This window comes from Delftia sp. ASV31 (genome assembly GCF_016428765.1).
Lineage (GTDB): Bacteria > Pseudomonadota > Gammaproteobacteria > Burkholderiales > Burkholderiaceae_C > Comamonas > Comamonas acidovorans.
The window spans coordinates 40,787-60,859 of record NZ_JAELTK010000016.1 but is presented as its reverse complement, the minus strand read 5'-3'; the positions used below and the strand labels follow the sequence as shown (position 1 = coordinate 60,859).

Annotated in this window: 19 protein-coding genes; 12 read left to right on the top strand and 7 right to left on the bottom strand. The window is 68.7% G+C overall.

Annotated features, from left to right (window positions below; genetic code table 11):
• Positions 1 to 22 precede the first annotated feature (22 nt).
• The 4 genes from JHD82_RS08385 to JHD82_RS08370 all read left to right on the top strand — a co-directional run bounded on the left by JHD82_RS08385 (position 23) and on the right by JHD82_RS08370 (position 3,191).
• Complete coding sequence (locus tag JHD82_RS08385) at positions 23 to 340, top strand: helix-turn-helix transcriptional regulator (protein ID WP_012202855.1); 318 nt, start codon at positions 23 to 25, stop codon at positions 338 to 340.
• Positions 341 to 367: 27 nt separating this feature from the next.
• Positions 368 to 898 carry a rhodanese family protein gene (locus tag JHD82_RS08380; protein ID WP_199135959.1) on the top strand — a complete coding sequence of 177 codons (531 nt, stop codon included), beginning with the start codon at positions 368 to 370 and terminating at the stop codon, positions 896 to 898.
• Between the two features lie 99 nt (positions 899 to 997).
• Positions 998 to 2,380, top strand: coding sequence for an aminopeptidase P N-terminal domain-containing protein (locus tag JHD82_RS08375; RefSeq protein WP_012202857.1), 1,383 nt, complete (start codon positions 998 to 1,000; stop codon positions 2,378 to 2,380).
• Positions 2,373 to 3,191, top strand: a complete 819-nt coding sequence (locus tag JHD82_RS08370) for an abortive infection protein (protein WP_065346862.1) — start codon at positions 2,373 to 2,375, stop codon at positions 3,189 to 3,191. Before JHD82_RS08375 ends, JHD82_RS08370 begins: the two co-directional genes overlap by 8 nt.
• A 2-nt stretch (positions 3,192 to 3,193) precedes the next feature.
• On the opposite strand, the gene JHD82_RS08365 is transcribed toward JHD82_RS08370, so the two are convergent.
• The 3 genes from JHD82_RS08365 to JHD82_RS08355 all read right to left on the bottom strand — a co-directional run bounded on the left by JHD82_RS08365 (position 3,194) and on the right by JHD82_RS08355 (position 7,294).
• Entirely contained in the window at positions 3,194 to 4,459 is a 1,266-nt protein-coding gene (locus JHD82_RS08365; RefSeq protein WP_199135958.1) for a TIGR03118 family protein, read from the bottom strand.
• A 193-nt stretch (positions 4,460 to 4,652) separates the two neighbouring features.
• On the bottom strand, positions 4,653 to 6,314 hold the full coding sequence (locus tag JHD82_RS08360) for an AMP-binding protein (RefSeq protein WP_199135957.1): 1,662 nt from the start codon (positions 6,312 to 6,314) through the stop codon (positions 4,653 to 4,655).
• Positions 6,311 to 7,294, bottom strand: coding sequence for a cyclase family protein (locus JHD82_RS08355; RefSeq protein WP_013804533.1), 984 nt, complete (start codon positions 7,292 to 7,294; stop codon positions 6,311 to 6,313). Before JHD82_RS08355 ends, JHD82_RS08360 begins: the two co-directional genes overlap by 4 nt.
• A 373-nt stretch (positions 7,295 to 7,667) precedes the next feature.
• Between JHD82_RS08355 and pyk the strand changes: the two genes are divergently transcribed.
• Positions 7,668 to 9,104, top strand: a complete 1,437-nt coding sequence (pyk, locus tag JHD82_RS08350; RefSeq protein ID WP_012202862.1) for a pyruvate kinase — start codon at positions 7,668 to 7,670, stop codon at positions 9,102 to 9,104.
• A gap of 75 nt (positions 9,105 to 9,179) precedes the next feature.
• On the opposite strand, the gene JHD82_RS08345 is transcribed toward pyk, so the two are convergent.
• Positions 9,180 to 9,749, bottom strand: coding sequence for a phosphatase PAP2 family protein (locus JHD82_RS08345; protein WP_034389851.1), 570 nt, complete (start codon positions 9,747 to 9,749; stop codon positions 9,180 to 9,182).
• 12 nt (positions 9,750 to 9,761) lie between these two features.
• Entirely contained in the window at positions 9,762 to 10,538 is a 777-nt protein-coding gene (locus JHD82_RS08340; RefSeq protein ID WP_199135956.1) for a phosphatase PAP2 family protein, read from the bottom strand.
• A 93-nt stretch (positions 10,539 to 10,631) separates the two neighbouring features.
• On the opposite strand from JHD82_RS08340, the gene JHD82_RS08335 reads away from it, so the two are divergent.
• From JHD82_RS08335 to fba, 3 genes are all read left to right on the top strand, one after another.
• Positions 10,632 to 11,330, top strand: coding sequence for a response regulator transcription factor (locus JHD82_RS08335; RefSeq protein ID WP_043783171.1), 699 nt, complete (start codon positions 10,632 to 10,634; stop codon positions 11,328 to 11,330).
• The gene (locus JHD82_RS08330; RefSeq protein ID WP_012202866.1) at positions 11,327 to 12,697 is read left to right on the top strand and encodes a sensor histidine kinase; all 1,371 of its coding nucleotides are present in this window, start codon (positions 11,327 to 11,329) and stop codon (positions 12,695 to 12,697) included. The genes JHD82_RS08335 and JHD82_RS08330 overlap by 4 nt, the downstream gene beginning before the upstream one ends.
• A 129-nt stretch (positions 12,698 to 12,826) precedes the next feature.
• The gene (gene fba / locus JHD82_RS08325; protein WP_013804528.1) at positions 12,827 to 13,891 is read left to right on the top strand and encodes a class II fructose-bisphosphate aldolase; all 1,065 of its coding nucleotides are present in this window, start codon (positions 12,827 to 12,829) and stop codon (positions 13,889 to 13,891) included.
• A gap of 56 nt (positions 13,892 to 13,947) precedes the next feature.
• On the opposite strand, the gene JHD82_RS08320 is transcribed toward fba, so the two are convergent.
• Positions 13,948 to 14,784 (bottom strand): sulfite exporter TauE/SafE family protein, encoded by an 837-nt coding sequence (locus JHD82_RS08320; RefSeq protein ID WP_012202868.1) that lies wholly within the window; start codon positions 14,782 to 14,784, stop codon positions 13,948 to 13,950.
• Between the two features lie 132 nt (positions 14,785 to 14,916).
• Positions 14,917 to 15,702, bottom strand: a complete 786-nt coding sequence (locus JHD82_RS08315; protein WP_199135955.1) for a nucleotidyltransferase family protein — start codon at positions 15,700 to 15,702, stop codon at positions 14,917 to 14,919.
• Between the two features lie 117 nt (positions 15,703 to 15,819).
• Between JHD82_RS08315 and tkt the strand changes: the two genes are divergently transcribed.
• From tkt to JHD82_RS08295, 4 genes are all read left to right on the top strand, one after another.
• Complete coding sequence (tkt, locus tag JHD82_RS08310; RefSeq protein ID WP_199135954.1) at positions 15,820 to 17,865, top strand: transketolase; 2,046 nt, start codon at positions 15,820 to 15,822, stop codon at positions 17,863 to 17,865.
• A gap of 109 nt (positions 17,866 to 17,974) precedes the next feature.
• Positions 17,975 to 18,976: a type I glyceraldehyde-3-phosphate dehydrogenase gene (gene gap / locus JHD82_RS08305; protein WP_199135953.1), complete on the top strand. Its 1,002-nt coding sequence runs from the start codon at positions 17,975 to 17,977 to the stop codon at positions 18,974 to 18,976.
• A gap of 124 nt (positions 18,977 to 19,100) precedes the next feature.
• A complete protein-coding gene (locus tag JHD82_RS30280) occupies positions 19,101 to 19,637 on the top strand; it encodes a hypothetical protein (protein ID WP_012202872.1) in 537 nt (178 codons plus the stop codon).
• A 54-nt stretch (positions 19,638 to 19,691) separates the two neighbouring features.
• Positions 19,692 to 20,051 (top strand): tRNA-binding protein, encoded by a 360-nt coding sequence (locus JHD82_RS08295; RefSeq protein ID WP_016449831.1) that lies wholly within the window; start codon positions 19,692 to 19,694, stop codon positions 20,049 to 20,051.
• Positions 20,052 to 20,073: the final 22 nt, after the last annotated feature.

The window sequence follows — 20,073 nt, the reverse complement described above, 5'->3', positions numbered from 1 at the left end:
ATTAGATTGTTCTTGATCAACCATGACCGAACCGACGCTCTCTCCCGAACAGGCCTTTTTGCAGCAGGGCGCTGCACGTGCCGCCGCGCTGCTGCGCGCCGTGGGCAACGAGAGGCGCCTGCTGGTGCTGTGCCTGCTGATCGAGCATGGCGAGCTGTCCGTGGGCGAATTGCTGCAGCAGATCCCGCTGAGCCAGTCGGCCCTGTCCCAGCATCTGGCCCGCATGCGCGAAGAGGGTCTGGTCGCCTACCGCCGCGAGTCGCAGACGCTGTACTACCGCATCGCCAATCCCGATGTGCAAAAGCTGGTGGCCACGCTCAAGAGCATCTTCTGCGCCTGAAATCCTCTGTTCCCAAGGAGCTGATCCATGTCTCTTTCCTCCGTCTCCTCCCAAGCCGCCCGCCAGATGCAGGAGCAGGGCGCCTGGCTCATCGACATCCGCGCGCCGGACGAACATGCGCGCGAACGCATAGGCGGCGCCCGCAGCTTGCCCATGGATCGCCTGGCGGCAGGAGCCCTGGCCGGCGCGCCCGCCGCCGTGGTCTTTCACTGCCGCTCCGGCCACCGCACGCGTCTCAATGCCCAGGCCCTGGCGGCAGCCTTGCCGCCCGGCTGTGCCGGCCATGTGCTCGACGGCGGCCTGGACGCCTGGAAGGCACAAGGCCTGCCCGTGCTGCGCGACAGCCGCCAGCCGATGGAGCTGCAGCGCCAGGTGCAACTGGGCGCGGGCGGACTGGCGCTGCTGGGCGCCGTGCTCGGCGCCACGGTGTCCCCGTGGTGGCACCTGCTGTCGGCCTTCGTGGGCTGCGGCCTGATCGTGGCCGGTGCCACGGGCTTTTGCGGATTGGCGCGCGTTCTGATGAAGGCGCCCTGGAACCGGCGCGCCCTGGGGCAGTGACGGTGCCTGCACTGAATCCAGCCTGACGCCTGCTGTCCGACCCCAAGTTCCCCTGTTCAGGGGACTGTGGAGAACCCCGGACGGCAGTACGATAGCTGTATGACATCTGTTTACGCTCAACGCCGCGCACGCTTGGCCGCCCAGTTGGGCGCTGGCGGCATCGCCATCATTCCCACCGCTCCCGAGCGCCAGCGCAACCGGGACACCGGCTACCTGTACCGCCACGACAGCTACTTCTACTACCTGACCGGCTTTGCCGAGCCCAATGCCTGCCTGGTGCTGGCCGCCGACGGCACCAGCGTGCTGTTCTGCCAGCCCAAGGACCTGGAGCGCGAAATCTGGGACGGCATCCGCCTGGGTCCCGAGGCCGCCGTGGCCACGCTGGGCGTGAGCCAGGCGTTTTCCAGCGCCGAGATCGATACGCGCCTGCCCCGCCTGCTGGAGAACCGGGGCCGCCTCTGGTATCCGTTCGCCACGCATGAAGGCCTGGCCGTGCGCGTGGAAGGCTGGCTGGGCCAGGTGCGCGCGCGCGTGCGCTTCGGCGCGCTGTGCCCGGCCGAGCAGGGCGACCTGTGCACGCTGCTGGACGAGATGCGCCTGGTCAAGGACGCGCATGAGCAGGACATCATGCGCCGCGCCGCCGCCATCAGCGCCCAGGCCCATATCCGCGCCATGCAGCGCTCGGCACGCATGCTGCGCGCAGGCCAGGAGGTGCGCGAATACCACCTCGACGCCGAACTGCTGCATGAATTCCGCCAGCAGGGCTCGCAGTACGTGGCCTACGGCTCCATCGTGGCGGCCGGCGCCAACGCCTGCGTGCTGCACTACCAGGCCGACAAGGCGCCCGTGCACGCGGGCGAGCTGGTGCTGATCGACGCGGGCTGCGAGCTCGACGGCTACGCCAGCGACATCACGCGCACTTTCCCCGCCGATGGCCGCTTCACCGGCCCGCAGCGCGCGCTCTACGAGCTGGTGCTGGACAGCCAGAAGGCCGCCGTGGCGGCCACGCGCGCCGGTGCGCGTTTCAACGATCCGCACGACGCCACCGTGGCCGTGCTGGCGCAGGGCATGCTGGACCTGGGCCTGCTGGACAGAAAGGTCTATGGCAACGCCCAGGACGTGATCGAGCAGCGCGCCTTCTTCCAGTTCTACATGCACCGCACGGGCCACTGGCTGGGCATGGACGTGCACGACTGCGGCAGCTATGTGGAGCCCTCGGAGCTGGGCCAGTCGCACGAGCGCAAGGACCCGCTGTCGGGCGAGACCATCACCAACCGCCCCAGCCGCATCCTGCGCCCGGGAATGTGCACCACCATCGAGCCGGGCATCTACGTGCGCCCTGCGGCCGGCGTGCCCGAGCAGTTCCACAACATCGGCATCCGCATCGAGGACGATGCCATCGTCACCGAGACGGGCTGCGAGCTGATCACGCGCGGTGTGCCCGTTGAGCCCGACGAGATAGAAGCCTTGATGCGTGACTGACAACGCCAGCCTGCCCACCACCGGCCCCGTGTCCACCCTCATGCCCGCCCCATCGGCCTATGTCCCACCCGCGCTGCCACGGCTGAGCTGGCGCATCTTCACGGTGCTCTGGCTGCTGGGCCTGCCCGGCGTGGCGGCCATGGCCTGGTTCGTGCTGCCCGACTGGATGCGCCTGCTGGGCCTGCCCGTGGAGCCGCTGGCCACGCCGCTCGCCGGCATTGGCGTGATGGCCGCGCTGCTGGCTCTGCCCGTGGGCGTCGGGGTGTGGCTGGGGCCAAGGCTGGGCCTGTCCGCACCGCTGTTGACCACCTGGGTGGCCGGGCGTTCGCCCCAGCGCGCCGTGCGCTACCTCACGCTGCCGGGGCTGGCCGGCGGCGTGGTCGGCGCGGCCTGGCTGGTGACCCTGGCCCTGGCCTGGCCCGACGACCTGACCCTGATCGACCCCGTCTACGCCATGCCGCTGGGCGCCAAGATCCTGTACGCGGGCATCACGGCCGAGCTGGTGATGCGCCTGGGCGGCATGACGCTGGTGATGTGGCTGCTGTGGCGGCTGAGCGGGCGCACCGATCGCCGCCCGGGCTGGATGCTGGGCTGGTGGTCGGTGATGCTGTCGGCCCTGCTCTGGGGCTTGCTGCAGCTGGCGCTGGCCTGGGGTACCTGGGGCGGCCTGTCGGACGCGCTGGTGCTGCAGCTGCTGCTGTTCGAAATCGTCCACGGCGCCGTGGGCGGCTTCCTGTTCTGGCGCTATGGCCTGGAGGCGGCCATGGTGGCCCATGCGATCACCTATCTGCTCTCGCACGGGCTGGTGTGACTCTAGCCAAACCTCAGCGAGCCGAACAAGCCTTCGGTCTCATCCTTGGGGCCGGCCGCGAAGTACAGGGCGTTGCTGTCGCCCAGGGCCACGCCGTTGCCGAACTGCAGCGCCCACAGGCCCGGTATGGCGACCGGGCGATCCTGGCCATCGCGCAGCTCGTCCACGTAGCTGCCGCTGTCCAGGTCGAAGGCGCAGATGCGGCCCGCGCCGCCGAAGTTGCCCACCAGCAACCGGCCCGATAGCGGCCCGAAGTCGGGCGGTGCGATGGCCACGCCCCAGGGGGCGTTGAGCCTGCCATCGTCTGAATAGATCCGCTGCAGGCGGCCGTCCAGATCGAACTCGGCCAGCTTGCCGCGCGCGGGGCGGTTGCCGGTTGCGGCCTCGCGCTCTGCATCCATGGCATCTTCCTCACCCGCGAAGAAGGCGCTGGCGTCCTCGGGGTCGGGCTGGCTCATGGCGTAGAGCACGAAGACGCGGTCTCTTGAGCCGTCGTTGACAACCTGGATGTTGAACGGCACGGGATCGCCAGGTCTGGCAACGCCGGCAGGGCCGCTGGCGAAGGGGTTGACGAAGCCCTGGGTGGGGGTGAGCTGCCACTGCGCGTCCAGTGTGCGGATCTGAGGCTGGTCGCCGAAATCGGCCAGCCACAGACGGTCCCAGCGGCCCGTATGCAGGGCCGCGCCGAAGAAGGCCATGCCCCGGCCCGTGCCATCGAAGACCTCGACGGCTGGGCCGTCCACGCGCACGATGGCGCCCGTCTCGGCGTCGCGCTCGGTCCAGGCACTGACGCTGCCGCTGTCGGTCACGAAGACGAAGCGCGCCGCGCCGTCGAGCAGTCGCCCGCCTGCGGGCTGGCTGCGCACGCGGAACAGGTGGGATTCCAGGGGCGCGCCGTGGTAGACCACGCCAGTGACCTTGCCCGCGCTGCCGTCGTCGATCCGGGAGTCCGACTGGGGCACGGCCACCTTGCGAAGGCCGTCCTGGCGCAGTGTGCGCAGGCTTGGCTCGGACGAGCGCGAGACGTCACCCAGGAATTGCCAGGAAGTGCCACCGCCGCCAATCCAGAAGTGGCCGCCTGCGCCGGCCGGGCGGATGGCAATGCCCCAGCCGTTGACGAAGTCGGGTTCCGTGAAGCGCGCGCCGTAGCCAGCATGGCTGGCGAGCAGGGGTGTCTGGAAGTAGCGGTTGGCGGGTGCGCCGCCGCCGCAGGCGGTCAGGGCCGAGGAGGCGAGGGCGCTCAGAACAAAATGTCGCCGGTCGAGCATGTTGGATTTTCTGGTGGCATGGCAAAGCGGTGGACGGGTTGGCTGAGCATGCGAAACCAAGGGGCACCGGATGTTCTGGCTGCTGTCTGCGAACCCGGGGGGGGGGCGCAGATATGAACAGGCGATGCTAGAGAGGGGCCGCCTGCCGGGTCAATGCGGCCCCGTCTGATTCTGCAGAGCGATGCAGGAGGCCTCAGCGCAGCTGCCTGCGCAGAATCTTTCCGGTCACGGTCTTGGGCAGTTCCTCGCGCAGCTCGACGATGCGCGGCACCTTGTAGGCGGCCATGTGCGCCTTGCAATGGGCGATGAGTTCCTCGGGCGCGGCCTGCCGGCCCGCTTTCAGCGAGACCACGGCCTTGACGGTCTCGCCCCGGTAGTCGTCTGGCACGCCGATGACGGCGGCCTCGCGCACGGCGGGATGGGTGTAGAGCACGTCCTCGACCTCGCGCGGCCAGACCTTGTAGCCGGCGGCGTTGATCATGTCCTTCTTGCGGTCCACCAGGTAGAACCAGCCGCGCTCGTCCATGAAGCCCACGTCGCCCGTGCGCAGCCCGCCCTCGAACATGGCGTCGGCCGTGGCTTCGGGCAGGTTCCAGTAGCCGGACATGATCTGCGGGCCGGCCGAGACGATCTCGCCGATCTCGCCCGGCGCGGCCTCGCGGTGCTGGTCGTCGATGATGCGCACCACCGTGCCATAGACCGGCACGCCGATGGACAGCGCACCCGATGCCGGGTCCACCGGCGCCCGCGCGCCCAGCGGCACGAAGTGCGTGGGCGAGCAGGTCTCGGTCATGCCGAAGGCGTTGTGGATGACCAGGCCCGACAGCTGCTCGAAGGCCTGGATCACGGCCGGGGCAATGGGCGCGCCGCCGGAGTACAAGGCCTTGAAGCTGCGGAAATCCTCGCGCGAGACGCCCGGGTGGTTCATCAGCGCCACGAAGGCGGTGATGGCGCCGATGGTGAAGCTGGGCCGGTGCTCGCGCATGGATTCGAGCATGGTCTCGGGATGGAAGCGGTGGCTGAGCACCAGCGGGCAGGGCACCAGCAGGGCCAGGGCCACATGGCCGACCAGGCCGGTGATGTGGAACAGCGGCGCCAGACCCAGCACGCTGTCGTCCGCCGTGATGCCTATCCAGTCGCGGTAGGTCTGGGCGTTGAAGGCCAGGTTGCCATGCGTGTTCATGGCGCCCTTGGGCTGGCCCGTGGTGCCCGATGTGTAGGTGATCACGGCCGTATCGCCCGCCGCGGGCCGGCGCGCCAGCGGCGCGGGCTGGCCGCCGGCCTGCACCAGCGCAAGCAGGTCCAGCGTGCCATCGGCCACCGGCAGGCGCGGACCGTCGCCGAGCACGCGCGCATCGCCGCGCGTCTGCCAGTCCAGCGCCGATGTGGTGACCACGGTGGCCAGCGGCAGGCCGCCGGCCGCATGCACTTCGCGGGCCACGTCCAGGAACAACTGGTCCAGGCACAGCAGGGCCTGGGCGCCCGCGTTGTGCAGGATGTAGTGCAGCTCGCGCTGCCGGTTCATGGGATTGACCGGCACGGCGATACCGCCCAGCTTCCAGGCCGCCACCAGGCCGATGACGAAGGCCGGATTGTTCTGCGTATAGAGGGCCAGCCGGTCGCCGGCCGCAAAGCCCCGCGCCTGCAGCGCATGGGCCAGCGCGCTGGCGGCCTGGTCGAGTTCGCGCAGGTTCAGCCCGCCGTCGAAGTAGCGCACGATGGCGCAGCCGGGTGCCGCAGCCAGCGAGGCTTCGAACAGGTCGAGCATGCTGCCGAACTGCGGCCGCATCTCGGCCGGCTGGCCCGGCGCGTAAAGGCCCAGCCAGGGCCTGTCGTGCGATGGGGCTGCGCTCATTTGATCACCACGGGATTGACGGGCGAGCCCGTGGCGCGGTGGATCTTCAGCGGCGCGGCCACGTACAGAAAGGTGTAGCGGCCGTCGCGCGCGCAGCTGTCGGCCAGGGCCTCCAGGTCGCAGATCTCGGTCAGCGTCACGCCCAGGTTGCGCATCAGCGCGCAGTGAAGCGGCAGGGCCACGCCGTGCACGGGGTCCATGGTGACTTCGTTGGCGATGGTGTCGGTGACCAGGTTGGGGATCTCCATCGCATGGAACCAGTCCACGAGTTCGGGCGAGTAGGTCAGGCCGGGCTCGCAGAAGTCGTTGTAGAAGCTCGCCTGGTCTTCGTAGAAGCCCGACAGGAAATTGGTGCGCACGATCAGGATGTCGTGCTTTTCTATGGTGTGTCCCTGGGCCTTGGCGCAGGCCATCAGGTCTTCGTGCGTGAAGGTCTCGGCACGCTCCAGCGCTGCCTTGCCGCGGTGGCGCGCCATGTCCAGCAGCACGCCGCGCCCCACGATGCCGCGCGCGCCCAGCGCCTCCACGCTGGCCTTGTCCAGCCCGCCGACGGTGGTGCGTGCGTCATAGCCATTCCAGATGCGCCCGCCGTACCAGACATGGCCCAGCGCGTCGTACTGGGTCGATCCCTGCAGGAAGGCGTCCAGCTTGTCATCGGCATAGTGCAGGCCGCCGGGGAACCGGGGTGCATCGGGGCCGTCCCAGCTGGACTCGTCAAACACCATGGTGCGCTCGGCCGGTGTGCGGCCCGGCCAGACCGGATCGCCGCGCGGGTCGCCGATCAGCCGCTGCAGCGTGAAGGTCTCGCCCGAGCGGATGTGGGACACGCCGCGCAGCACCTCGGCGGGCGTGAGGAAGTTCAGCGCCCCGACCTCGTCGTCGGGTCCCCAGCGGCCCCAGTTGCTGGGGGCGTTCCTGAGCAGATCCTCCATCAGCGGGGCGTCGTCGTGCGTGTGTCCATGGTCGTGGGCATGTCCCATGTCTGTCTCCTGTCGTTGGTTTGTCGAACAAGGCGCGCAGGGCATTCAAACGCCAGGAGGGGCGCGAGGCTGTCGCGGGTTCGACACGCGGGCGGCAGGCATTGCGAACGTCCCGGGCAAAACTGCTTTCACAGGCGGCAGGCATGGCGGCGTGCCTGCGCCGGCGATGCTGCGTTGCAGCATCAAAACCCATAGCGGCAAAGGCCAGGCGCCACAGTGCTTTGCGATGCGCTGCGTGCCGCGCCTGCACGATCTGCGGTGTGCCTGGGGCCTGGCTTTCGGCCCCTGGCCGCATGCCGGAATGTTGCCTTCATGTAACCGCATTCGTGTGAGAATTGAAACCCGATTACAAACCCTGAGCGAGAGACATTCCATGCAAGTCCGCCGTGCCACCAAGATCGTCGCCACCCTGGGCCCCGCTTCCAGCGACCCGCAACTGCTGGAACAGATGGTGCGTGAAGGCGTCAACGTGGTGCGCCTGAATTTCAGCCACGGCAAGGCGCAGGACCACATCGACCGTGCCACCATGGTGCGCGAGGCGGCCCAGCGCGCAGGCCGCGAGGTGGCCATCATGGCCGACCTGCAAGGCCCCAAGATCCGCGTCGGCAAGTTCGCCGAAGGCAAGGTCATGCTGGAGCCCGGCGCGCGCTTCGTGCTCGACGCATCGCGCACCGCGCCCGGCGACCTGGGCGGCGTGGGCCTTGACTACAAGGAGCTGCCGCGCGACGTGAAGCCCGGCGATGTGCTGCTGCTCAACGACGGCCTGATCGTGCTCACCGTGGACCATGTGCGCGGCGACGAGGTGCACACCACCGTCAAGCTGGGCGGCGAGCTGTCCAACAACAAGGGCATCAACAAGCAGGGCGGCGGCCTGACGGCCCCGGCGCTGACGGCCAAGGACATGGAGGACATCAAGACCGCCATGAGCTTTCAGGCCGACTACGTGGCCGTGAGCTTTCCCAAGAACGCCACCGATATGGAGATGGCGCGCCAGCTGTGCAACGTGGCTGCTGCCCAGTACGGCCACAAGCCCGGCCTGATCGCCAAGATCGAGCGCGCCGAGGCCATTCCGCGCCTGGAAGAGATCCTGCATGTCTCCGACGGCATCATGGTCGCCCGTGGCGATCTGGCCGTGGAAGTGGGCAACGCGGCCGTGCCCGCGCTGCAAAAGAAGATGATCCGCATGGCGCGCGACATGGACAAGTTCGTGATCACCGCCACGCAGATGATGGAGAGCATGATCACCAACCCCGTGCCCACGCGCGCCGAGGTCAGCGACGTGGCCAACGCCGTGCTGGACGGCACGGACGCCGTCATGCTCAGCGCCGAGACCGCCGCCGGCAAGTACCCGCTGGAGACCGTGCAGGAAATGGCCAAGATCTGCGCCGCCGCAGAAGCCGCCGAAGACCCGGACAGCGATGCCGAGTTCACCGGCCGCCAGTTCTCGCGCATCGACCAGTCGATCGCCATCGGCGCGCTGTTCACGGCCCACCACCTGGGTGCCAAGGCCATCGTCGCCATGACGGACAGCGGCTCCACCGCGCTGTGGATGAGCCGCCACCGCATCCACATCCCCATCTACGCGCTCACGCCCAAGATCTCCACGCAGCGCAAGATGGCCATGTACCGCAATGTGCGCCCCCTGCTCATGGACACCAGCGCCGACCGCGACACCGCGCTGGACCAGGCCGAAGGCCATCTGCGCGCGCGCAACATCGTGCAAAGCGGCGATGTCTATGCCATCACCTGCGGCGAGCCCATGGGCCAGCCCGGTGGCACCAACATGCTGAAGATATGTCGTGTGAACTGATGCGCACGCATCCGCTGCGCGTCAGTGATTGAACCGACCCGGGACAGGCCCACAGGCCTTCCCGGGTTCTTTGTTTCAGAGCGTGCCTGAGCCCAGGCGTGCCAGCAGCGGCCCGCCTGCACGGCGGCGCCACAGCGCGGCATGCCAGACCAGGGTGGCGCTGCAGATGCCCACGATGGCGCCGCCGACCACATCGGACGGGAAGTGCACGCCCAGGTGCACGCGGCTCCAGGCCATGCCCAGGGCCAGCGACCAGGCTGACACCATGACCCAGCGGCGGTGACGCGTGCAGCCCAGGGTCAGCGCCTGGGCCAGGGCAAAGGCGCCCGTGGCGTGCATGCTCGGAAAGCTGGACCGCAGCGCGTGTTCCACCCATTGCACGCCCATGCCCAGCTGGGCAGGACGCGGCGCCGGGAAGCCCCAGCGGATCAGCCGCGCCACGGCCCAGGCGGCCAGCATGGACAGCAGGGCCAGCACCAGGGTGCGGCGCAGGGCGGGCGAGCCGCGCAGCAGCCCGGCCATCACGGGAAGGGCGCACAGCGAGGGAAGCCAGGACGAGATGGCGCGCGCCGCCTCGATCGAGATGGCGGGCGTTTGCGCGTTGGCGTTCAGCAGCGTGAACAGGGCGGGGTCCAGGGGCAGCATGGCAATGCTCGATCAGGGTGCGGAAGGCGGAAGGCTGGCGGCGGGCCACAGGGAGTCGGGCGCGCTGTCCCGGGTGCGCAGCGCACGCGTGACCGCCAGGTCGAAGAGCCAGCCCGCCGTCCAGCACAGCCAGCCGGTCCACAGCGTGTGGCTCATGAAATGGGCACCGCGCATCTGCTGGGCCAGGCCCATCAGCAGGCCTGCGGCCAGCGAGACGGCCAGCCAGATCCAGGCTGCGCGCGGTGCATGGCGGCGCAGCGCGAAATAGCCGGCCAGAAAGGCAAAGCCCGCCGAGGCATGGCCTGCGGGAAAGCAGCGGCCCGGGCCGCCATCGGCCAGGCCCAGCGACCAGTGCGAGACATGGCGCGCCACGCCGCCGAACTCGGCCAGGTCCCAGGGGCAGCTGGTCGCGCTGGTGTACTTGAGCAGCGAGATCAGGGCCAGCGACAGCAAGATGCCCGCCACCAGCTGCACGCGCCGCCCATGGGGCAGCAGGCGCAGCGGGCCCACGGGCCGCCAGACGCACAGCGTCAGGCCCAGCACCACCAGCCAGGCCAGGCGGCGTGCGCTTTCGTGGGCGATGTTCACGAAGAACCAGTCCGAACGCAGCGCAAAGCCATCGGCGTCGCCAAACCAGCGGGCCATGGCCAGGTCCAGGGCGCTGGCATCCCAGGCCAGGACCACGGCCAGGGCCGCCAGGGTCCACAGCAGGGTGCTTTTGAAGGAGGGGCCCTGCGCGGGGGCGGCGGAGAAATCTCGGGGTTCAGGTGTCGGCATGGCCGGCAGCATGAGAAGCGCGGCTTAAACCCGTCTTAACGCATGCGCCGGCGTGCGGCCATCGTCTGGCGCCGCAGCCGGCAGCGGTCATTGCACAATGCGCGCATGCGAATACTGGTCGTCGAAGACAACGCGGGCATTGCCGCAGGCCTGCAGGCCAATCTGGAACAGCGCCGCTACGCGGTCGATGTGTGCACCACCGTGGCCGAGGCCTGGCATGCGCTGGAGATGGAGCGCTTCGATGCCGTGCTGCTGGACCTGGGCCTGCCCGATGGCGACGGCAGCGAAATCCTGCGCCGCCTGCGGGGCCCGCGCCGCCCGGGTGGCGACAGCCAGGCCCTGCCGGACCCCAACACGCCCGTGCTCATCCTGACCGCGCGCGACCAGGTGCGCGAGCGCATCGCCGGGCTGGACCTGGGTGCCGACGATTACCTGGTCAAGCCCTTCGACATCGACGAGCTGGAGGCGCGGCTGCGCGCCATGCTGCGCCGCGCAGGAGGCCAGGCGGCACCCGTGATCCGCCATGGCGAGCTGGAGGTCGACCCGGCCGCGCGCACCGTGCGCCGCGACGGGAAGCTGGTGGAGATGTCGCCGCGCGAGTTCTCCGTGCTCTGGGTGCTGCTGCAGGCGCGCGGGCGCGTGCTCTCGCGCCAGCAGATCGAAGAGCACCTCTACAGCTGGGGCACGGCCGTGGAAAGCAATGCCGTCGAAGTCCACATCCACCACCTGCGCAAGAAGCTGGGCAATGCCAGCATCGTCACCATGCGTGGCGTGGGCTACTTCCTGCCCGTGGAGAACACATGAGCACTGCGCCGGACCGCCGCCCCTCGCTGATCTGGCATCTGATGGCCTGGATGCTGGGCGCGCTGGTCGTGGTCTGGGCCAGCTTCGTGGCGTTGGGCTACCAGACCGGCGTGCACGAGGCCGACGAGCTCACCGACGGCCACCTGGCCGGTGTGGCCGCACTGGTGCTCAACCTCCACGTGGATGGCGCGGTGGACCACGGTGAGGCTACGCCCGTGCACGAGCCGCCGGGCCTCATGGCCCACGACTACCAGCAGTCGCTGAGCGTGGCCCTGTGGGATGGCTCGGGCCGGCTCATCTCGCGCACGGGCGATGCGCCTGAGCCCTCCTTCGACACCGAGCAGGGCTTTGCCACGCTGCGCCTGGGCCCGGAGCGCCGCGCCTGGCGCAGCTTCACCCAGTGGAGCCGCGACCATGCGCGCAAGGTCAGCGTGATGATCGAGCTGCAGGAGCGCGACGAACTGGCCGACGACATTGCCGGCCAGATGGTCGAGCCCGGCCTGTGGCTGCTGCCCGTGGTGGCGCTGGCGCTGGGGCTGGCCATTCGCCGGGGCATGCGGCCGCTCAACGAACTCTCGCGCGAGGTGGAGCGCCTGGATCTGGCCCAGGCCGAGCGCGTCTCGCACCGCCACGCGCTGCGGGAATTCATGCCCGTGGTGAACTCCATCAATACCTTGCTGGACCGCCAGCAGGAGGCGCTGGAGCGAGAGCGCAGCCTGGCCAACGAAGTGGCCCATGAACTGCGCACGCCGCTGGCCTCCATCGCCTTGCAGGCGCGGGCCCTGGGCGATGCGCCGGCCGGCGCCATGGACGCCCCGGCCCAGCGCCAGGCGCTGGCGCAGATAGGCCGGGACGCGCTGCACGCCGGCCATGTGCTCAACCAGCTGCTGGCACTGGCGCGCGCCGGCCGCGCCATGCTGGCCGAGCCGCCCGTGCCCGTGGACCTGGCAGCGCTGGCCCGGCAGGTGGTGGCCGCCCATGCGCAGGCGGCCTGGCAGCGCGACTGCAGCCTGTCCGTGCAGGCGCCTGAGGCACTGGGCGTGATGGGCAATGCCGTGCTGCTGGAGCTGGCGCTGCGCAATCTGGTGGAAAACGCCCTTAAGCACACGCCGCACGGCACGCAGATCGAAGTGCAGGCCGGGCAGGGGCCGGATGGCGAGGTCTGGCTGCAGGTCTGCGACGACGGCCGCCGTGACGGCGCAGAGCGCGCGGCAGCGCCCGTGGACAGCCTGCACCTGGGCCACGAGATCGTGGCGCGCGTGCTGCGCGCCCACCAGGGAAGCTTTGGCGAGGCCGCGCCGCCCGAAGGCTTCACGACCTGCTACCGCATGGGAATGCCCGGGACAGGGTTGGCGGCAGCTGGTTAAAATCGCCAGTTACCAAGCGGTTACTGCCGCGATCCCCCGGCCGTGGCCCCGCAGCGCACCCATGACGCAGCGGCGGCTGCCATGCGGCAGGGGCATCCCCCTCTCAACAACTTGATACGGACCCTACACATGCCTCTCGTTTCGATGCGCGAACTGCTGGACCACGCTGCCGAAAACGGCTACGGTCTTCCCGCCTTCAACGTCAACAACCTGGAGCAGGTGCAAGCCGTGATGTCGGCCGCAGACGAAGTGGGCGCGCCCGTCATCCTGCAGGCCAGCGCAGGCGCCCGCAAGTACGCCGGCGAGCCCTTCATCAAGCACCTCATCCAGGCCGCCGCCGAGCAGTATCCCCACATCCCTCTGGTCATGCACCAGGACCACGGCACCTCGCCCGCCATCTGCCAGGGCGCGCTGAACCTGGGCTTCGGCTCGGTGATGATGGACGGCTCGCTGATGGAAGACGGCAAGACGCCTTCCTCCTTCGAATACAACGTGGACGTGACCCGCAAGGTCGTGGAAATGGCCCACAAGCTGGGCGCCACTGTCGAAGGTGAACTCGGCTGCCTGGGCTCGCTGGAAACCGGCATGGCCGGCGAGGAAGACGGCGTGGGCGCCGAAGGCGTGCTCGACCACTCGGCCCTGCTGACCGATCCCGAGGAAGCGGCCCAGTTCGTCAAGGCCACGCAGCTGGACGCGCTGGCCATTGCCATCGGCACCAGCCACGGCGCCTACAAGTTCACGCGCAAGCCCACGGGCGACATCCTGTCCATCCAGCGCGTCAAGGAAATCCACGCGCGCCTGCCCAACACCCACCTGGTCATGCACGGCTCATCCTCCGTGCCCCAGGAACTGCTGGAAATCATCCGCCAGTACGGCGGCGCCATGAAGGAAACCTACGGCGTGCCCGTCGAGGAAATCCAGGAAGCCATCAAGCACGGCGTGCGCAAGATCAACATCGACACCGACATCCGCCTGGCGATGACCGGCGCCGTGCGCAAGTTCCTGGCCGAGAACCCCGAGAAGTTCGATGCCCGCGAATGGCTCAAGCCTGCCCGCGAAGCCGCCAAGCAGATCTGCAAGGCTCGCTACATCGAGTTCGGCTGCGAAGGCCAGGGCGCCAAGATCAAGGGCTACACGCTGGAGCAGATGGCTGCCAAGTACGCTGCCGGTTCGCTGCAGCAGGTCGTGAACTGATCGGTTCCTTCCCCTTCAAAAAAGCCCGCCGGTCCGCCCGGCGGGCTTTTTTGCTTTCAGCGCGGCGCGGGGGCCGCAGCCGGTGACCGCTGGGGTACGGCCATGGCCATCTCGTCATCGGGCACCACGGGCTGGGGGTGGCTGGCGTTCCAGCCCGACACCAGCAGGCTGGTGCCCGACAGCACCAGCAGCAGGCAGACCATCCATTCGACCAGCCGCTTGGGCAGGGCGGGCGGATGGCGCATGTGCAGCCAGGTCACCACCGTCACCACGGGAAAGGCCAGGGCCGCCGCCAGCAGCACGCTGGCGGTGATCTCGCCCTCCCAGGCCACCATCGCCAGGCGCAGCAGCGCGCAGGTGAGGAACATGGCAAACAGGCACTGGCGCACCACCAGGCGGTCCAGCGGCTGGCGGTACAGGTGGTAGACCATGGGCGGGCCCGGCGTGGCAAACAGCCCGCCCAGCACCCCCGATGCCACACCGGCCACCCACAGCGACACCGGCCCCGACACCTGCGCGTTGACCTGCTTTTGCAGCAACAGCAACAGCGCGCATGCCACGATGGCCAGGCCCAGCAGCATGCGCAGCCCGCTCAGCGCATTGCCGCTGAGCCACTGCAGCAGCAGCACGCCGCCGATCACGCCGATGACGCTGCTGATCAGCATGGGCTTGAGCAGCGTCCACTGCGGCACCTGGCGGTGGGCGCGCAGGTAGGCCACGCCGTTGACCACGGACAGCAGGCAGGCCACGTTGGCCGCATCGCCAATGCCCATCAGGTGCGTGGCACCGGCCACGCCCACGAAGATCAGCCCGAAGGCAAAGCCCGTCAGGTTCTGGCAAAACGTCGCCAGGCCCACCAGGGCCAGGAACATCACATACTGGATCACGCTCATCGAAAGGCTTTCTGGCGCGCCGCTGCGCCGAACCGGCGACGCTATCACGAAGCGCGCGCCGCTGCCTGCAGGCGCAGCGGGCAGGGCGCCAAGCCGCCGATCGCCAGGCCGCACTCACCGACGCGCGGTGTATCAGCCCGGCGCGTTGAGGCGTTCCAGCCGCTCGGGCGTGCCCACGTCGGTCCAGCGGCCGGTATACGGGCTGGCCCCCACCTGGCCGGCCGCCATGGCGCGGCGCAGCAGCAATACCAGCGGCACGCGCCATCCCTCGGGGTTGCCGGGCGGGATGTCGCACCAGGGCGCGGCAAACAGCTCGGCGCGCAGCAGCGCAATGGTGCCGTAGGTCTGGCGCGGGCGGGCGTCGCCCTCGGGCCAGTCGCAGGCCAGGCCCAGTTCGTCCACGCCGAAGTCGCCACGCCGATGGTGCTCGGGGTTGGGCACCAGCCACAGATGGGCCAGGCGGCCGCTGGCCGCGAATTCCCGGGCGGCCTCGAACGGGAAATCGAAGTCCGGCGCGTAGACGTCGCCGGCCGCCAGCCAGAACACATCGCCCAGCAGCGGCAGCGCGCGCGCAATGCCGCCGGCGGTCTCCAGCGCCTGCTCGGGCTCGGGGGAATAGGCCAGTTGCAGCGGCTCGCCCCCGTTGTCAGGCACGAATTGGGGGCCGAATCGCGCCGGAATCTGCGCGCCCAGCCAGCCCGTGTTGACCACCGCGCGGCGCACGCCGGCCTGCGCAAGGGCCTGCAGGTGGTGCTGCAGCAGCGGCCGGCCCTGCACCTGCAGCAGGGGCTTGGGTGTGGTGTCGGTCAGCGGCCGCATGCGCTCGCCACGGCCTGCGGCCAGCAGCATGGCAGGCGGCTGTTCGGTGAGGGAAATCGCCTTGGCGGCGGGGAACGGCGGGATGGGCTGGGCGGTCATGGAGGGCAACTGTAGACCATTGCCAGCGGCCATTGCCCCGCGCGCGGGAGCCGAAAACCCCAGTCCTTTAAAATGGCCGGCTTATTTTGATTACCCCCTCCTTCACGGAGCGCCCTGATGGCCAACACTCAACAAATGGCGAATGCGATCCGCGCACTCGCAATGGATGCCGTTCAACAAGCCAACTCCGGCCACCCCGGCGCCCCCATGGGCATGGCCGACATGGCCGTGGCACTGTGGAGCCGTCACCTCAAGCACAACCCCGTCAACCCGCAATGGGCTGACCGTGACCGCTTCATCCTGTCCAACGGCCACGGCTCCATGCTGATCTACGCGCTGCTGCACCTCACGGGCTACGCGCTGCCGATCGACGAGCTCAAGAACTTCCGCCAACTGCACAGCAAGACGGCCGGCCACCCCGAAGTGGGCATCACCCCAGGCGTGGAAACCACCACCGGCCCGCTGGGCCAGGGCATCACCAATGCCGTGGGCTTCGCACTGGCCGAAAAGCTGCTGGCTGCCGAATTCAACCGTCCCGGCCACGCCATCGTCGACCACCACACCTACGTGTTCCTGGGTGACGGCTGCCTGATGGAGGGCATCAGCCACGAGGCCGCGGCCCTGGCCGGCGCCTGGAAGCTGGGCAAGCTGGTGGCGCTGTACGACGACAATGGCATTTCCATCGACGGCAAGGTCGCCCCCTGGTTCATCGACAACACGCCCGCCCGCTTCGAAGCCTATGGCTGGAACGTGATCCGCGACGTGGACGGCCACAACGTCCAGGCCCTCGATGCCGCCATCGCCGCTGCCAAGAAGAACAGCTCCAAGCCCACGCTGATCTGCTGCAAGACCAGCATCGGCAAGGGCTCGCCCAACCGCCAGGACACGGCCAAGGCCCACGGCGAGCCCCTGGGCGCCGAGGAAATCGCGCTGACCCGCGCGGCCCTGGGCTGGGAGCACGGCCCCTTCGACATCCCCGCCAGCGTCTACGGCGACTGGGATGCCAAGGCCGCCGGCGCCAAGGCCGAAGCGGCCTGGAACAGGAAGTTCGCCGCCTACGCCAAGGCCTTCCCCGAACTGGCTGCCGACTTCACGCGCCGCATGGCCGGCGACCTGCCTGCCAACTTCGGCGAGATCGCCGCGCAGATCGCCTCCGACGCGCATGACGCAGGCGCCACCGTGGCCAGCCGCAAGGCCAGCCAGCTGGCCCTGGAAGGCCTGACCGCAGCCCTGCCCGAACTGCTGGGCGGCTCGGCCGACCTGACCGGCTCCAACCTGACCAACACCAAGAGCACGCCTTCGCTGCGCGTGGACGACAAGGGTGCCGTGGTCCTGACCGAAGACGGCAAGATCGGCCGCCACATCAACTACGGTGTGCGCGAGTTCGGCATGGCCGCCATCATGAACGGCATCGCCCTGCATGGCGGCTACATCCCCTACGCAGGCACCTTCCTGACCTTCAGCGACTACAGCCGCAACGCCATCCGCATGGCCGCGCTGATGAAGCAGCGCGTGGTCCACGTCTTCACGCACGACTCCATCGGCCTGGGCGAAGACGGCCCCACCCACCAGTCCATCGAGCACGCCGCCTCGCTGCGCCTGATCCCGGGCCTGGATGTCTGGCGCCCTGCAGACACCACGGAAACCGCCGTCGCCTGGACCGTGGCCCTGAGTCAGAAGAACAAGCCCACGGCCCTGCTGCTGTCGCGCCAGAACCTGGCCTACGCAGCCAAGACCGAAGACGCGCTGGACGACATCGCCTGCGGCGCCTACGTGCTGTCCGAGCCCAAGGCCGTCGGCCTGAACAAGAAGGCCCAGGCCGTCATCATCGCCACCGGCTCCGAAGTGCAGCTGGCCCTGGCAGCCCAGAAGCTGCTGGCCGAGCGCAAGGTCGCCGTGCGCGTGGTCTCCATGCCCAGCACCACCACCTTCGACAAGCAGGACGCCAAGTACAAGAGCCAGGTGCTGCCGGCCAACCTGCCGCGCATCGCCGTGGAAATGGGCGTGACCGACTTCTGGTGGAAGTACGGCTGCGCCGCCGTCGTCGGCATCGACACCTACGGCGAATCGGCTCCAGCGCCCGTGCTGTTCAAGCACTTCGGCTTCACGGCCGAGAACGTGGCCGACACCGTGCAGGCTGCGCTGCAGCGCGCCGGCAAGTAAAGCTGCGAGAAGGGGCCTGTGGCCCCTTTTTGCCGCCCGCCAGGCCCGGCCTGGCCCTCACCGTTTCAGTTTTTCCGTTTTTCGCAATCCGTCAATCCAAGAGGCAAATATGACGATCAAGATCGGTATCAACGGCTTCGGCCGCATCGGCCGCATGGTGTTCCGCGCTGCCGTGCAGAACTTCAGCGACATCGAAGTCGTGGGCATCAACGACCTGCTCGAGCCCGACTACCTGGCCTACATGCTCAAGTACGACAGCGTGCACGGCCGTTTCAAGGGCGAGGTCTCGGTGGAGGGCTCCAACCTGATCGTCAACGGCAAGACCATCCGCCTGACGCAGGAGCGCGACCCCGCCAACCTGAAGTGGAGCGAAGTCGGCGCCGACATCGTGATCGAGGCCACCGGCCTGTTCCTGACCGACGAGACCGCACGCAAGCACCTGGCTGCCGGCGCCAAGAAGGTCATCATGTCCGCGCCTTCCAAGGACAGCACCCCGATGTTCGTCTTCGGCGTGAACTGCAAGACCTACGCCGGCCAGGACGTGATCTCCAACGCCTCCTGCACCACCAACTGCCTGGCTCCCGTGGCCAAGGTGCTCAACGACAAGTGGGGCATCAAGCGCGGCCTGATGACCACCGTGCACGCTGCCACCGCCACGCAAAAGACTGTGGACGGCCCCAGCAACAAGGACTGGCGCGGCGGCCGCGGCATCCTGGAAAACATCATTCCCTCCAGCACGGGCGCAGCCAAGGCCGTGGGCGTGGTGATTCCCGAGCTCAACAAGAAGCTGACCGGCATGTCCTTCCGCGTGCCCACCTCCGACGTGTCGGTGGTGGACCTGACGGTGGAGCTGAACAGCGAAGCCAGCTACGAAGAGATCTGCGCCGAAATGAAGGCCCAGTCGCAAGGCGCGCTCAAGGGCGTGCTGGGCTACACCGAAGACAAGGTCGTGGCCACGGACTTCCGCGGCGAGTCCTGCACCTCGGTGTTCGATGCCGAAGCCGGCATCGCCCTGGACAAGACCTTCGTGAAGGTCGTGTCCTGGTACGACAACGAGTGGGGCTACTCGAACAAGTGCCTGGAAATGGTGCGCGTGGTCGCCGCCAAGTAATCCTGGCGCGAACCGCTGCGGGGCCTGTCGAAGGGCCCTGCACCAGGCCGGCATCGGACGCGATGCCGGCCTTTTTCATGGAAGCTGCGACACTGGCGGCTTGTGCGCCACACCGGAGGTTCCCATGGCTGTCCACGCGAGTTCCACCACGCTGATCGTGCTGCTGCCACTGCTGGTCTGGCGCCTGCACGCGCGTTACCGGCGGCTCGTGGGGCGCCAGCGCACGAACAAGTACCGGCCCTGGATCACGCTGGGCATCTACACCGTGCTGCTGGGCCTGGTGGGCTGGGTCGCCTGGGGCCACTGGCCTGCGCTGGCGGCGCTGGGCGGCGGGCTGGTCTGCGGCGGGCTGCTGTCGCGCTGGGCCTGGTCGCGCACGCAGCTCGAACCGACTCCACAGGGCCTGTACTACACGCCGCATACCCATCTGGGCATTGCCCTGTCCCTGCTGTTCCTGGCGCGCATCGCCTGGCGCGTGGTGCAACTGGCCTGGCTGTCGCCGGGCGCCGATACCGGCCTGCATGGGTTCATTGCCAGTCCGCTCACACTGTCGGTGTTCGGGCTCATGGCGGGGCACAGCACGGGCTATGCGATTGCGCTGTATCGCTGGCGCCAGCGCGTGCTGGCCGCCAAGCGGGCGCGCGAGGCGGCCCAGGTCTAGCACTGCAAGCGTTGCTCGACAAAGCCGGCACCGGCGGCGCGGCATCATGGCCGCATGACTACTTCATCCGCATTGCACGAGACCATTGGCTTTGACGACTTCCTCAAGGTGGAGCTGCGCGTGGGCCGCATCGTGGACGCCCAGGTGTTCAAGGAGGCGCGCCGACCCGCCTATGTGCTGCAGGTCGACTTCGGCCCGGCGCTGGGCCTGCGCAAGTCCAGCGCCCAGATCACGGCGCTGTACCGGCCCGAGGAACTGATAGGCCGCCAGGTGGTGGCTGTGCTGAACTTTCCCAGCAAGCAGATCGGGCCCATGCGCTCGGAATGCCTGGTCACGGGATTCCACAACGAGAACGGCGAGGTGGCGCTGTGCGTGCCCGACCGCGAGGTGCCGCTGGGTACCAAGCTGCTGTGACGGCCTGGGTGACTGTTGGCCT